This is a genomic window from Micromonospora sp. NPDC005686, assembly GCF_042871665.1.
Lineage (GTDB): Bacteria > Actinomycetota > Actinomycetes > Mycobacteriales > Micromonosporaceae > Micromonospora.
In genome coordinates, this window is the sequence record NZ_JBIAIY010000006.1 from 118,741 (window position 1) to 132,094 (window position 13,354).

At 71.9% G+C, this 13,354-nt stretch carries 9 protein-coding genes; 7 read left to right on the plus strand and 2 right to left on the minus strand.

Translation table 11 applies throughout. The annotated features are described in order from the left end of the window. Positions 1-30: 30 nt before the first annotated feature. Together ACFYON_RS15875 and ACFYON_RS15880 are read right to left on the minus strand one after the other, a co-directional pair. Positions 31-1,050 (minus strand): TAXI family TRAP transporter solute-binding subunit, encoded by a 1,020-nt coding sequence (locus ACFYON_RS15875; protein ID WP_354872429.1) that lies wholly within the window; start codon positions 1,048-1,050, stop codon positions 31-33. Then, on the minus strand, positions 1,026-3,272 hold the full coding sequence (locus ACFYON_RS15880; protein ID WP_354872427.1) for a TRAP transporter fused permease subunit: 2,247 nt from the start codon (positions 3,270-3,272) through the stop codon (positions 1,026-1,028). The genes ACFYON_RS15875 and ACFYON_RS15880 overlap by 25 nt, the downstream gene beginning before the upstream one ends. A 1,014-nt stretch (positions 3,273-4,286) precedes the next feature. Between ACFYON_RS15880 and ACFYON_RS15885 the strand changes: the two genes are divergently transcribed. The 7 genes from ACFYON_RS15885 (at position 4,287) to ACFYON_RS15915 (ending at position 13,256) form a co-directional block, all read left to right on the plus strand. Next, positions 4,287-5,330 (plus strand): YihY/virulence factor BrkB family protein, encoded by a 1,044-nt coding sequence (locus tag ACFYON_RS15885; RefSeq protein ID WP_354872424.1) that lies wholly within the window; start codon positions 4,287-4,289, stop codon positions 5,328-5,330. Positions 5,331-5,537: 207 nt separating this feature from the next. Next, complete coding sequence (locus tag ACFYON_RS15890) at positions 5,538-6,716, plus strand: ROK family protein (protein WP_354872421.1); 1,179 nt, start codon at positions 5,538-5,540, stop codon at positions 6,714-6,716. Then, the gene (locus ACFYON_RS15895; protein WP_354872419.1) at positions 6,713-8,248 is read left to right on the plus strand and encodes a sugar ABC transporter ATP-binding protein; all 1,536 of its coding nucleotides are present in this window, start codon (positions 6,713-6,715) and stop codon (positions 8,246-8,248) included. Before ACFYON_RS15890 ends, ACFYON_RS15895 begins: the two co-directional genes overlap by 4 nt. Before the next feature lie 76 nt (positions 8,249-8,324). Then, positions 8,325-9,413, plus strand: a complete 1,089-nt coding sequence (locus ACFYON_RS15900; protein ID WP_354872417.1) for an ABC transporter permease — start codon at positions 8,325-8,327, stop codon at positions 9,411-9,413. Between the two features lie 92 nt (positions 9,414-9,505). Continuing rightward, a complete protein-coding gene (locus ACFYON_RS15905) occupies positions 9,506-10,558 on the plus strand; it encodes a substrate-binding domain-containing protein (protein WP_354872414.1) in 1,053 nt (350 codons plus the stop codon). A 53-nt stretch (positions 10,559-10,611) separates the two neighbouring features. Continuing rightward, entirely contained in the window at positions 10,612-11,784 is a 1,173-nt protein-coding gene (locus ACFYON_RS15910) for a Gfo/Idh/MocA family protein (protein ID WP_387188851.1), read from the plus strand. Between the two features lie 461 nt (positions 11,785-12,245). Continuing rightward, positions 12,246-13,256, plus strand: a complete 1,011-nt coding sequence (locus ACFYON_RS15915) for a sugar phosphate isomerase/epimerase family protein (protein WP_354872408.1) — start codon at positions 12,246-12,248, stop codon at positions 13,254-13,256. Positions 13,257-13,354 lie beyond the last annotated feature (98 nt).

Consider the following 13,354-nt stretch of genomic DNA (forward strand, 5'->3'; position numbering starts at 1 on the left):
GGACGCGAGTCCGGGCCCGGCCCGTTCGGGTCAGCTCGCGCCGAGGTCGCTCAGCGCCCGCTCCGCGCCGCGGTGCAGCGGCACCGGGTCGGTCTTGCGCGCGTTGCCCAGCTCGATGCCCTTCGCCGCCGGGTTCGCCTGGGCCAGGGCGTCCTTCTTCTCGAAGACCGTCCGGGTGATCGCGCAGGCCACGTCGGCGTCCAGGTTGTCCCGAACCAGCAGCACGTTCGGCACCACGATGGTGGGCACGTCGGCCGGGGTCCGGTAGACGTCCTTGCCGATGGTGCCGGCCTGGTACGCCGGGTTCAGCTCGGCCATCTTCGGCAGCAGCGGGCTGATGTCGAGGAACTTCACCTTGTCGCCGGACGTGGTGAACAGGTCGGTGACCCCGCCGGTCGGCACGCCGCCGGACCAGAAGAAGCCGTCGATGCTGCCGTCCTTCATGCCGTCGACGGTCTTGGTGAGGTCCAGCCGCTGCGCCTGGACGTCCTTGGCCGGGTCCAGTCCGGCGGCGGTGAGCAGCCGGTTGGCGATGACCTCGGTGCCGGACTTGGGCGAGCCGGTGGAGATCTTCTTGCCCTTCATGTCGGCCACCGACGTGATCCCCGCGTCGGCGCGGACCACCACCTGGGTGTAGTTGTCGTAGATCCGGGCCAGCGCCTTGACCGGCTGCGGCGAGCTGAAGCTCCCCTTGCCCTGCACCGCGTTGACGGCGGTGTCGAACAGCGAGAACGCCACGTCGTACTGGCCGGCGACGAGCTGTTCGACGTTCTGTACCGAGGCGCCGGTCTCGGCGGCCGTCCCGGTGAGCTTGCCGTCGGTGGCCTTGCTCAGCTCACCGGCGAGCGCGTTGCCGACCACGTAGTACACGCCGGTGGCGTTGCCGGTGGCGATGCCGACCCGGGTGTCCTTGGTGACCTTGCAACTGACCTCGCGGGCGGCGTCGTCCTTCGCCGCGCCGTCCTGACGGCCCCCGCAGCCGGCGGCGCCGGCGGCGACCAGGACGAGCGTCCCGACACCCGCCACTATCCTCGCGTCGATCCGTCCCACTCTCTCTCCTCCCCATGGTCCACGGATTTCTCGACCGCCGGGCGGCCGGGGTGCCCGGCGGCGCCACGTCGGACGTACACGCCCGCGACCGCGAGCGCGGTGAGCGCCGCTCCGATCGCCATGGGCAGCGGTTCCAGCCAGAGCAGCACCAGCCCGGCGATCGCGCCGACGACCCGCTCCGGCACGCCGGCCCGGCCCACGCCGGGCAGCCAGCCGCCGGCGGCGACCGCGAGCACGGCCACGCCCAGCGCCGACACCAGGCCGGCCGTCATGATCCGCCCGGCCCCGCCGATGCCGAGGAGCCCGAGGCCGGTCGGTGTCATCACGAAGGCCAGCGGGATCAGGTACGCGGGCAGCGCGTAGCGCAGGGTCTGCCACATGGTCGGGACCAGCCGGCCGCCGGTGACGGCGGCGGCGGCGACCGCTGCCAGCGCGGTCGGCGGCGAGACTTCGGACAGCACCGCGAAGTAGAAGACGAACATGGCCGCGGCGGGCGCTTCCACGCCCAGGTTCAGCAGCGCCGGGCCGATGATCACCCAGCCGATGACGAACGAGGCGGTGACCGGCACGGCGAGGCCGAGGAGGCTCAGCGCGACCGCGGCGAGCACGGCGGTCAGCGCCAGCACCACGGCCGGCTCCGAGCTGACCGCCTGCGCGCCGCTGATCAGCAGCGAGGCGGCCTGCGGCCCGAGGCCGGTCTTCGTGGTGGTGGCGGTGATGATGCCGGCCGCGGCGCACACAGCACTCACCGCGAGCACTCCGCGTACGCCGTCGCGCAGCGCCGCCACCAGCCGGGCCGGCGTGAGCCGGTGCCGCCGGTCCAGGAAGGACAGCACCGCCGCGACCACGGTGGCGATGACGACCGCCCGCATCGCCGACGCGCCGAGCGCCAGCACCACGATGATCACGAGGAGCGAGAGGAAGTGGTAGCCGAAACGGGCCAGCAGCCGCCACGCCGAGCCGGTGTCGATGACCACCGGCCGGACGCCGGAGCGCCGGGCGTCGATCTCGACGGAGAGCAGGATGCCCAGGTAGTAGAGGATCGTCGGTACCGTCGCCCAGCCGAGCACCTGCAGGTAGGACACGCCCAGGTATTCGGCGATGATGAACGCCGCGGCGCCCAGCGTGGGCGGCGACAGGATCGCCCCGACACCGGCGGCGGCGAGCATGCCACCCGCGCGCTCGGCCGGGTAGCCGGCGCGGCGCAGGATCGGCCAGGTCACCGCGCCGATGCTGACTGTGGTGGCGGCGCCGGAGCCGGAGACCGTGCCGAGCAGGAAGCCCGAGGCCACGGCGGTGCGCCCGGCGGCCGTGCGGGAGCGGCGGAACGCGGCGGCGGACAGCTCCACGAAGAACCGGCCCGCGCCGGACAGGTCGAGCACCGCGCCGTAGATGGTGAACAGCACGATGTACGACGCGGCCACGTCCAGCGGCGTGCCGTAGAAGCCGCTGTCGGAGTTGTAGAACGCGTCGACGAGCTGTCCGAAGTCGAGTCCCGCGTGTGCCACCGGCATGGACTGCGGCAGCAGCCCGCCGTAGTAGCCGTACCCGAGGAACAGCACGCAGACCGCCGGCAGGATCCACCCGGTGGTACGCCGGCACGCCTCCAGCAGCAGGAGCAGCAGCCCGGTGCCGAACGCGATGTCCAGCGGGTCCAGCAGGCCCTGCCGGTCGAGGAAGGCGTCGTATCCGCCGCCACCGGCGCCGATGGTGACCGGCAGCACCGGGTAGAGGCAGACCACGAGCGCCGCGGCGGCCAGCAGCCAGTCCACCGGTGTCGGTCCGTGCCGGTCGTCCACCTCGACCGCCGTGCGGCGCAGCCGCACCCCTGAGGGGTACGCGAGGAAAACCATCGGCAGGATGCCGGCCAGGAAGAAGATGAGGTAGTACTTGCTGCCCTGGGCCAGCGGGAAGAACACCTGCCACAGTGTCAGCAGCCCGACCGCGACGGTGACACCGGTGAAGAGGACCCCGACCGGCCCGGCGAGCACCCGTCCCGGCTTCTCCTCCTCGAACCGGGCCGCCAGTTCACGGGCGTCCTGGGTCTGTTCCGGGGTCTGGCCAGGGGTGTAGGTGTCGCTTCCGCCGGGGCTGTGCTGCTCGGCCGCGGTGTGGTGTTCGGTCCGGCTGTGGTGGTGCGTCTCGCCCGGCCCGTCGTCGGCCCACTCGGGGCCGGCCACGCTTCCGTCGTCCGGTGGCAGCGACACCACCTCGGCGTCCACGTCGGACCCCGGTCGTCCGTCGGACGGCGGCCGGGGTTGGGGGGAAGTCGCGTCGGGGGGGCGAACGGACGGCACGAGGGGGCACGATACGCGAATAGCGCGCATGGTGGGAACATTGCCGATCATCATTGCAATGAGTGACGGAATGGAGTTCCACTCACTCGTGGTACCCATTTCCTGAAACTGTTTCGCATCGACTGGGGGTGGTCTCCCGCGGCTGACTTCCGAGGGTGGGCGGGTGGCTTCTGCAACGATGAAAACGCGGTCCTCTGGGACGGTTGCCGTCACGGAAAGTGTTCGGCAGGGCCCGGTGTCACCTCGCGTGGAGCGGTACCCGCCGTACCGGCCCGAGCCGGGCTCTCCCGCCCTCGCGCCGACCGCGTCCGCCGCGCGTGGAGCGCCGGGTGAGTCGCGCGCGGTACCGTGCGCGGCGCCGACCAACGCGACTTCGCCGAGGTGGTGGCATCGGGCCGGCCGCTTACACCGCCGCTTCGCCGAACCGGCGGTGTCGTCGTGCGCGCCCCGGCCCGCCCGCTCACCCGACCGCGCCGCCGGCCCCGCCGAGTGGAGCGCCATGGTGTCTCCGCCCGCCGTTGACACCCATGCGGTTCCACTCGTCGTGACGATCGTCGAGATCTCGCGCGAGTGGATATCTGCGGCTGCCGACAAGTTGCCGAGATCGCGAGAGGGCGCGGCGGGGCGTCGACGAGGGTGGCGCGCCCGTCCTTCCTGCTCTGCAGCCGCCGTCGCACATGATTACGGAGCGTGTCTGTTGCGCGAGTGGCCGAGGGTAGTTGTGGAGCAGCGGACAGCGACGGACCGCGCACCGGCGAGGAGAGAGCGGGCGGCGTGCGGGGCGTCGGCATGACGCGCTGGAAGCCCGGGTGTGGGGCGCGAACCGGCAGAGGGCGGGCGACGGGCGGCTGTCGGGTGGCCGGTTTTGCGGGCGCGGGTGGTTATCGCCGCCGCCGCCAGGGCATGTCGTCCGGGACGACATGACGATCAGGAGGTGCCATGGCCGCCCGCGACGTCCACGACGACGCCCGCGACGGGCGCGACGACGACGCCCTCGCTTCGCACGACCGGGTGGGGCCGGTGGGGCCGGACGACGGGCCGGACAGCCCGGCCGACCTGTCGGCCACGCGCTGGATGGCGACGCTCAAGCGGACCGTTCGGGAGTTCCAGGACGACAGCCTGACCGACTGGGCCGCCGCGCTGACCTACTACGGCGTGCTCTCCATCTTCCCGGGCGTCCTGGTGCTGATCTCGCTGCTCGGCCTGCTCGGCGAGCGGGCCACCGAGGGGGTACGGGACACCGTCGGGCAGGCGGTACCGGAGGAGAACATCCGCCGCATCATCGAGAGCGCGATCGACCAGGCAGGCCAGTCCGGCGGGCTGGCGAGCATCGCGGCGATCGTCGGTCTGGTGGCGGCCTTCTGGTCGGCCTCCGGCTACGTCGCCGCGTTCATGCGCGCCTCGAACAGCATCTACGACGTGCCGGAGGGGCGGCCGATCTGGAAGACCCTGCCGGTACGCCTCGGTGTGACCGCGGTGATCGGTGTGATGCTGCTGATCAGCGCCGTGATCGTGGTGTTCACCGGTGGCCTGGCCGAGCAGGTGGGAGACGCGATCGGGCTCGGCGGGACCGCCGTCACGGTGTGGAACATCGTCAAGTGGCCGGTGCTGCTGGTGATCGTGAGTCTGATGTTCGCGATCCTCTACTGGGCTTCGCCGAACGCCCGGCACGGCGGCTTCCGCTGGGTGAGTCCGGGTGGCGTGCTCGCGGTGGTGCTCTGGCTGGTGGTGTCCGGCCTGTTCGCGCTCTACGTCAGCAACTTCGGCTCGTACAACAAGACGTACGGCGCGGTGGCCGGCGTGATCATCTTCCTGGTGTGGCTGTGGTTGAGCAACGTCGCCATCCTGCTCGGTGCGGAGTTCGACGCCGAGTTGGAGCGCAGCCGCGCCATCGCGGCCGGGCACCCGGCCGACGAGGAGCCCTACGTCGAACTGCGCGACGACCGCAAGCTGCGCAAGAAGGGCCGGACGAACTCCCGCTGACCCGAAAACGCGCCGCCCCGCCCGGAACGAACACGGGCGGGGCGGCGCGTTTTCATGATTCGAATCCTTCTTTTGTTCTTCTAGACAAAAGTTTGCGTCGTGCGTGCCGAAGCTATGGACATGCCACCCGGAAGACTCCTACTGTGTCGGGCACGACACACATCGTCATCATCGATGTGGCGGGCTCCGATGCGGAGGTGACTGCCGGTGCGGACGGTCGACCCCCTGCACGTACGGCTTCTACGGCTGCTCCGGGACGAGGGCCCCGTGTCCCGCGCCGAACTCGGCGGCCGGCTCCAGATGCCCCGCCCACGCCTGGTCGCCGAGCTGGAACGGCTCGTCTCCCTCGGGTACGTGGCCGAGGCCGGACTGGCCGCCTCCCGGGGCGGGCGACGCTCCACACTCGTCGAGCTGAGCCCGCACCTGCGCTTCGCCGCCGTCGACCTGGGCGCCAGCTCGATCGACGTGGAGGTGGTCAACGGCCGGCTGGAGACGGTGGCCGCCTACACCGAGGCCGCCGACATCCGCTCCGGCCCGAAGGTGACGCTCCAGCGGGTCAACGAACTGCTGCACAAGGCCAGGGTGGAGGGCGCGTACGAGCGGCTCGACGCGGTGGGCATCGGCGTACCGGGGCCGGTGAGCTTCCGCGACGGCGTGCCGGTCTCCCCGCCGATCATGCCGGGCTGGGACCGGTTCCCGGTCCGCGAGGTGCTCACCCGGGAGCACGGCTGCCCGGCGGTGGTGGACAACGACGTCAACATCATGGCGATCGGGGAGCGGCACGGCGGCGTGGCCCACTCGGTCGACGACTTCCTGTTCATCAAGATCGGCACCGGCATCGGTTGCGGCATCTACCTGCACGGCGAGGTCTACCGGGGCACCGACGGCTGCGCCGGGGACATCGGCCACATCCAGGCCGACCCGAACGGTCCGATGTGCTCCTGCGGCAACGTCGGCTGCCTGGAGGCGGTGTTCGGCGGCGCCGCGCTGGCCCGGGAGGCGACCGTCGCGGCCCGCGCCGAGGTGTCCCCGGCGCTGGCCGAGCGGCTGGCCGCCCGGGGCGTGGTGACCGCGCTCGACGTGGCGCAGGGGGCGATCGAGGGGGACGCCACCTGCATCCGGCTCATCCGCGACGGCGGCCGACGGGTCGGCAGCGTGCTGGCCGGGCTGGTCAGCTTCACCAACCCGTCGATGATCGTCATCGGCGGTGGGCTCGCCCAGGTCGGCCACATCCTGCTCGCCGAGATCCGCAGCGTGGTCTACCGCCGCTCACTGCCGCTCGCCACCGGCAACCTGCCCGTCGTCCTGTCCGAGCTGGGCCCGCGCGCCGGCGTCGCCGGCGCCGCCGTGCTCGCCAGCGACCTCGCGTTCGGGGAGGCAGCGTGAGCGACGCCGTCGCGGGCGAGGTGGTGCTGCGCCTCACCGACGTGGTCAAGACGTTCCCGGGGGTACGTGCGCTCGACGGCGTGCAGCTGGAGGTGCGGGCCGGCGAGGTGCACTGCCTGCTGGGGCAGAACGGCGCCGGCAAGTCCACACTCATCAAGGTGCTGGCCGGGGTGCACCGGCCGGACTCGGGCGAGGTGCTGTGGCGGGGCGAGCCGGCCTCGTTCGCCGCCCCGCAGGCCGCCATGCGCGCCGGCATCGCCACCATCTACCAGGAACTCGATCTGGTCGACGACCTGTCGGTGGCGGAGAACGCGTTCCTCGGCCACGAGCCGCGCCGGTTCGGGTTCGTCCGGCGGGGGCACACGGCCCGGCGTACCCGGGAGATCCTGGCCCGCCTCGGCCATCCGGAGATCCCGCCGGGACGGCTGGTGCGGCACCTGCCCGCTGCGGGCAAGCAGATCGTCAGCATGGCCCGGGCGCTGTCCCACGAGGCCCGGCTGATCATCATGGACGAGCCGAGCGCCGTGCTGGCCCACGACGAGGTGGCGAACCTGTTCCGGATCATCCGGGAACTCACCGCGCAGGGCATCGCGGTCATCTACATCTCGCACCGGCTGGAGGAGATCCGCGAGATCGGCGACCGGGTCACCGTACTCAAGGACGGCCGGACCACGGCGGCGAGCCTGCCGGCCCGCGAGACACCGACCCGCGATCTGGTCGCCCGGATGACCGGACGGACCATCGAGTACGTCTTCCCGCAGCGCCCGCCCGGCCAAGGGGGCGGCGCGGAACTGCTGCGGGTGGACGGGCTGACCCGCCACGGCGAGTTCGCCGACGTCTCGCTCCGGGTCCGGGCGGGGGAGATCGTCGGCATCGCCGGGCTCGTCGGCTCCGGCCGATCGGAGTTGCTGGAGACCATCTTCGGCGCGCGCCGGGCGCAGGCCGGCACGGTCCGGGTCGACGGCCGGGCGCTGCGTCCCGGAAGTGTGGGCGCTGCGGTACGGGCCGGGATGGGCATGGCGCCGGAGGAGCGCAAGAGCCAGGCGCTGCTGCTCGGCGAGCCGATCTACCGCAACGTCACGCTCGCCACCTTCAGCCGGTACGCCCGCCTCGGCTTCACCGACACCGCCCGGGAACGCGCCGAGGCGGACCGGATCGCCGCGTCGCTGGAGCTGCGCCCCGCGGACGTACGCCGGCCGGTGCGGACGCTCTCCGGCGGCAACCAGCAGAAGGTGGTGGTCGGCCGGTGGCTGCTCGGTGACACCCGGCTGCTGCTGCTCGACGAGCCGACCCGGGGCGTGGACGTGGGCGCCCGGGCCGAGCTGTACCAGGTGATCCGCGATCTGGCCGCCCGCGGTGTGGGGGTGCTGCTGGTCTCCAGCGAGGTCCCCGAGGTGCTGGGGCTGGCCGACCGGGTGCTGGTGATGCGGGAGGGCCGCGTGGTCCGCGAGGCCCCGGCCGGCGAACTGGACGAGAACACAGTGCTCGACCTCGTCATGGCGGGGTCCCTCATGGAAGGCGCGCCGGCATGAGCGAGCGGCAGCGAGCGAATCATCGATACAGCGCCGGAGAGTCTCGTGCCGGCGCCGCGCGGAGCGGGGCGCCGGCATGAGCGACGTCGCCGAATCCGCCCTGCCTGCGCAGTCGCCTCCGGTGGAGCGGGCGGAGACCGCCAAGGTCGGCGCGTCGGCGAAGCTCTCCTGGTGGCGCGGCGACGGCGGGGAGGGCGCCAAGCGCAACCTCGGCCTGCTCGCCACGCTCGTCGTGCTGGTGGTCATCGGCATCCTGACCCGCCCCGACCTCTACGGCGACCCGAACTGGGTGTGGGGCAACACGCTCACCATCCTCAAGCTCGCCTCGGTGGTCGGCGTGGTCACGGTGGGCATGACATTCGTGATCATCGGCGGCGGCATCGACCTGTCGGTCGGCGCGATCGTCGCGCTGGCCGGGGTGTGGTGCACCACACTGGCCACGCAGAGCTACGGCGCGGGCGGCATGATCTTCACCGCGCTTACCGTCGGGCTCGCCGTCGGCGTGGTCAACGGGCTGCTCGTCTCGTACGGACGGCTGGTGCCGTTCATCGCCACGCTCGCCATGCTCGTCGCCGCCCGAGGGCTGGCGGCGGAGATCTCCGACAAGCAGACCCAGGTGTCGGGCAACACCTTCATCAACGGCATCGCCAGCACGAACGTGCTCGGCATCCCGCTGCTGGTCTACATCCTGGTGGCGGTGGTGGCGGCCGGCTGGGTGCTGTTGAACCGGACCACGTTCGGCCGCCGTACGGTGGCGGTCGGCGGCAACCCGGAGGCGGCCCGGCTCGCCGGCATCAACGTCCGCCGGCACACGGTTCTCCTCTACGCGCTGTCCGGCCTGTGCTGCGGCATCGCCGCGGTCATGCTCACCGCGCAGGCCACCTCCGCGCAGGCGGCCATGGCCAACCTCTACGAGCTGGACGCCATCGCCGCCGCGATCATCGGCGGCACGCTGCTCAGCGGCGGGCGGGGCACGATCATCGGCTCCCTGCTCGGGGTGATCATCTTTTCCACCATCACCAACCTGTTCGCCATCAACAACCTCTCCACCGAGGCCCAGAACATGGTCAAGGGCGGCATCATCGTCGCCGCCGTCCTGGTCCAGCAGGTGCAGTTCGGCAGCCTCACGCAGTTCCTCGCCCGCAACCGGGCCACCACCACCTGACCCCACCGCGCACATCCAGGCCGCCGTCGCGCCGACTGTGGTCCGGCCCGCCACACCCGGAACCACCCCACCACCTCATCCCAGGAGGCGTCATGAGAACACCGCGCCAGGACCTGTCCCGCCGCCGGCTGCTCCTCGGCGGGGCCGCCGTCTCCGCCGGGGTGCTGCTCGCCGGCTGCACCAGCAACGAGCAGAGCCCGACCGAGGCGCAGACCAAGGCGGCCGGCTCCGGCGCCGACACCGAGCCGGGCAAGAGGGTGAGCATCGGCTTCTCCGCCCCGGCCGCCGACCACGGCTGGATCGCCGCCATCACGAACAACGCCAAGGCGCAGGCCGGGGCGTACCAGGACGTGGAGCTGAAGTCGGTCGAGGCCGGCGCGGACGCGGCGGCCCAGCGCGCGGCGCTGTCCACGCTGATCTCGCAGAAGCCGGACGTGATCGTGCTGCTGCCGCACGACGGCAAGGAACTCAACGCGTTCGGCCTGGAGGCGATGAAGGCCGGCATTCCGGTGGTCAACCTGGACCGGGCCTTCCCGGACGCGCGTGCCTACCGCTGCCAGATCAAGGGCGACAACTACGGCATGGGGGTGGCCGCCGCCACCTACATCGCCGAGCAGCTGAAGGCCAAGGGCGTGAGCAACCCGGTGATCGGCGAGATCCCCGGCATCGAGTCGCTGGAGCTGACCCAGGAACGCTCGAAGGGGTTCGCCGACACGCTCGCCTCGTACGGGCTGAAGGTCGCCAACCGGCGGCCGGCCGAGTTCACGGTGGACTCCGGCCAGCAGGCCGCGACCGGCCTGTTCCAGGCGCTGCCGAAGATCGACGCGATCTGGAACCACGACGACGACCAGGGCATCGGCGTGCTCGCGGCGGTCAACCAGGCCAACCGCAAGGAGTTCCTCATGGTCGGTGGCGCCGGCTCGAAGAAGGCCATGGAGGACATCGCCGCCGACAACACGGTCCTCAAGGCCACAGTCACCTACAGCCCGTCGATGGCCTCCTCGGCCATCTCCCTGGCCCGCCTGATCGGCCAGGGGAAGGGCATGTCCGACCTGGTCGAACTCCAGGTACCGAAGGAGATCGTGCTCGCCTCCGAGACGATCACCAAGGAGAACGCGAGCGACTACCTGAAGCTCGGGTTCTGACACACGGGGGGAGACCCACCTTGTCCAGTCACGACAGCATCCTGCGCGTCGGCATGGTCGGCTACGCGTTCATGGGCGCCGCGCACTCCCAGGCGTGGCGCACCGTGAACCGGGTGTTCGACCTGCCGGCGCGGGTGCGGATGGCGCTCGTCTGCGGCCGTGACGAACCGAAGGTGGCCGAGGCCGCCGACCGGCTCGGCTGGGACGGCTACACCACCGACTGGCGGCGGCTCGTCGAGTCCGACGACATCGACGTGGTCGACATCTGCACGCCGGGGGACAGCCACCGCGAGATCGCGCTCGCCGCGCTCGCCGCGGGCAAGCACGTGCTGTGCGAGAAGCCGCTTGCCAACAGCGTCGCCGAGGCCCGCGACATGACCGAGGCCGCGGCCCGGGCACGCGAGTCCGGGGTACGCGCCATGTGCGGCTTCAACTACCGGCGGGTGCCGGCGGTCGCCCTGATGCGGCAACTGGTGGCCGACGGGCGGATCGGCGAGATCCGGCACGTCCGGGCGGTCTACCTCCAGGACTGGATCGTCGATCCGCAGTTCCCGCTGGTGTGGCGGTTGCAGAAGGACAGGGCGGGCTCCGGCGCGCTCGGTGACATCGGCGCGCACATCATCGACCTGACCCAGTACGTCACCGGTCAGCTCGTCACGGGGGTCAGCGCGCTGACCGAGACGTTCGTCCGCCAGCGGCCACTGGTCGCCGGGTCGAGCGGACTGGCCGCGCGGGCCGACGGCAACGGCACCGCGACGGGGCAGGTGACGGTGGACGACGCGGCGGTGTTCGTGGCCCGGCTCGACGGGGGAGCGCTGGCCACGTACGAGGCGACCCGGTTCGCCACCGGCCGCAAGAACGCGCTGCGGGTCGAGATCAACGGGTCACGCGGCAGTGTCGTGTTCGACCTGGAACGCCTCAACGAACTGGAGTTCCTGGACGCCAGCCGGCCCGCCGCCGAACAGGGCTTCAGCCGGATCCTGGTGACCGAGCCGGAGCATCCGTACCTGGGTGCGTGGTGGCCGCCCGGCCACATCATCGGCTACGAGCACTCCTTCACCCACCAGGCGCGCGACTTCGTCGAGGCGGTCGCCACCGGCGCCGACCCGGCCCCGTCGTTCGCCGACGCGCTTCAGGTCCAGCTCGTGCTCGACGCGGTCACCCGCTCGGCCGAGCGGGCCGCCTGGACGGAGGTGGAGCCCGCGCTGGCCGAAGCCTCCGCCTGACCCGAGGCGACCCCTCGGGGTCCGCCGACACTCACCGGCGCCGGCCGGCGAGGGCCCGCCGCGGTTGCGCCCCGCGGCGGGGACGAGGCCGGCGGCGGGGAGCGTGCCGCCGGGAATCCGCCGGCACGACCAGCACGGCCCTCCGGTGCGGCCGGACCGGGATTCCCCGGCCGCACCGGTGGACCGGCTCGATCCCGGCTGTCTCGCGAAATCGGCGGGACAAATACGCGAGGCACTCTCGGCCGGGGGTGCGTCGACCGGCGCGAATGACTGCTGGACCCTGCCGTGACGGCTGCCATAGAGTGGAGGCGGCGACCGCGAGGTGGCCGGTGACCGGCGGGAGGCGCAACCCGTCCGGGAGCAGACGCCCCGGCGTCCACCGGTGCCCACGCGCCGCCGTCTCCGGTCGTCCTCGCCCCGGTCCGCGACGGAATCCCCCATCACCACAGGGGAGAAGGACAATGGCGCGACCCATCACGCTCTTCACCGGCCAGTGGGCCGATCTGCCGTTCGACGAGGTCTGCCGGCTCGCCGCCGAGTGGGGCTACGACGGGCTGGAGATCGCCTGCTGGGGCGACCACTTCGAGGTGGGCAGGGCGCTCGCCGACGACTCGTACGTGGAGCGCAAGCTGGCCACCCTCGCCAAGCACAACCTCCAGGTGTTCGCCGTCTCCAACCATTTGGTCGGGCAGGCCGTCTGCGACCACCCGATCGACGAGCGGCACCGGGACATCCTCCCGGCCCGGATCTGGGGCGACGGCGAGCCGGAGGGGGTGCGCCGCCGCGCCGCCGAGGAGATCAAGGACACCGCGCGGGCGGCGGCGAAGCTGGGCGTACGCACCGTCGTCGGCTTCACCGGCTCGTCCATCTGGCACACGGTGGCGATGTTCCCGCCGGTGCCGCCGGCCATGATCGAGCGCGGCTACCAGGACTTCGCCGACAGGTGGAACCCGATCCTGGACGTCTTCGACGAGGTGGGCGTGCGGTTCGCGCACGAGGTGCACCCCAGCGAGATCGCCTACGACTACTGGACCACGAAGCGCACGCTGGAGGCGATCGGGCACCGGGAGGCGTTCGGCCTCAACTGGGATCCGTCGCACTTCGTGTGGCAGGAGCTGGACCCGGTGAACTTCATCTTCGACTTCGCCGACCGGATCTACCACGTCGACTGCAAGGACGCGAAGGTCCGTACCGGCGATGGGCGGCGCGGCCGGCTCTCCTCCCACCTGCCCTGGGCCGACCTGCGGCGCGGCTGGGACTTCGTCTCCACCGGCCACGGCGACGTGCCGTGGGAGGACTGCTTCCGCGCGCTGAACGCGATCGGCTACGACGGTCCGATCTCGGTCGAGTGGGAGGACGCCGGCATGGACCGCCTGGTCGGCGCGCCGGAGGCACTCCAGTTCGTCCGCCGCCTGGCGTTCGACGCCCCGTCGGCGGCCTTCGACGCCGCGTTCAGCAGCAGCCGCGAGTGACCTCGGCCGGGCACGCCCTTTCAGGCGGCTCCCGACCTGATCACGTAGGTGGATCGCCGGCGGCCTGCACCGGGCAGCGTGGCCGCCACGATCCGTCT

Bases quoted from the DNA above. Each gene is read 5' to 3' on its own strand.
- ACFYON_RS15885 (WP_354872424.1), top strand. From the start codon at position 4,287: ATGGCCGCCCGCGACGTCCACGACGACGCCCGCGACGGGCGCGACGAC.
- ACFYON_RS15900 (WP_354872417.1), top strand. From the start codon at position 8,325: ATGAGCGACGTCGCCGAATCCGCCCTGCCTGCGCAGTCGCCTCCGGTG.
- ACFYON_RS15905 (WP_354872414.1), top strand. From the start codon at position 9,506: ATGAGAACACCGCGCCAGGACCTGTCCCGCCGCCGGCTGCTCCTCGGC.
- ACFYON_RS15910 (WP_387188851.1), top strand. From the start codon at position 10,612: ATGGTCGGCTACGCGTTCATGGGCGCCGCGCACTCCCAGGCGTGGCGC.
- ACFYON_RS15915 (WP_354872408.1), top strand. From the start codon at position 12,246: ATGGCGCGACCCATCACGCTCTTCACCGGCCAGTGGGCCGATCTGCCG.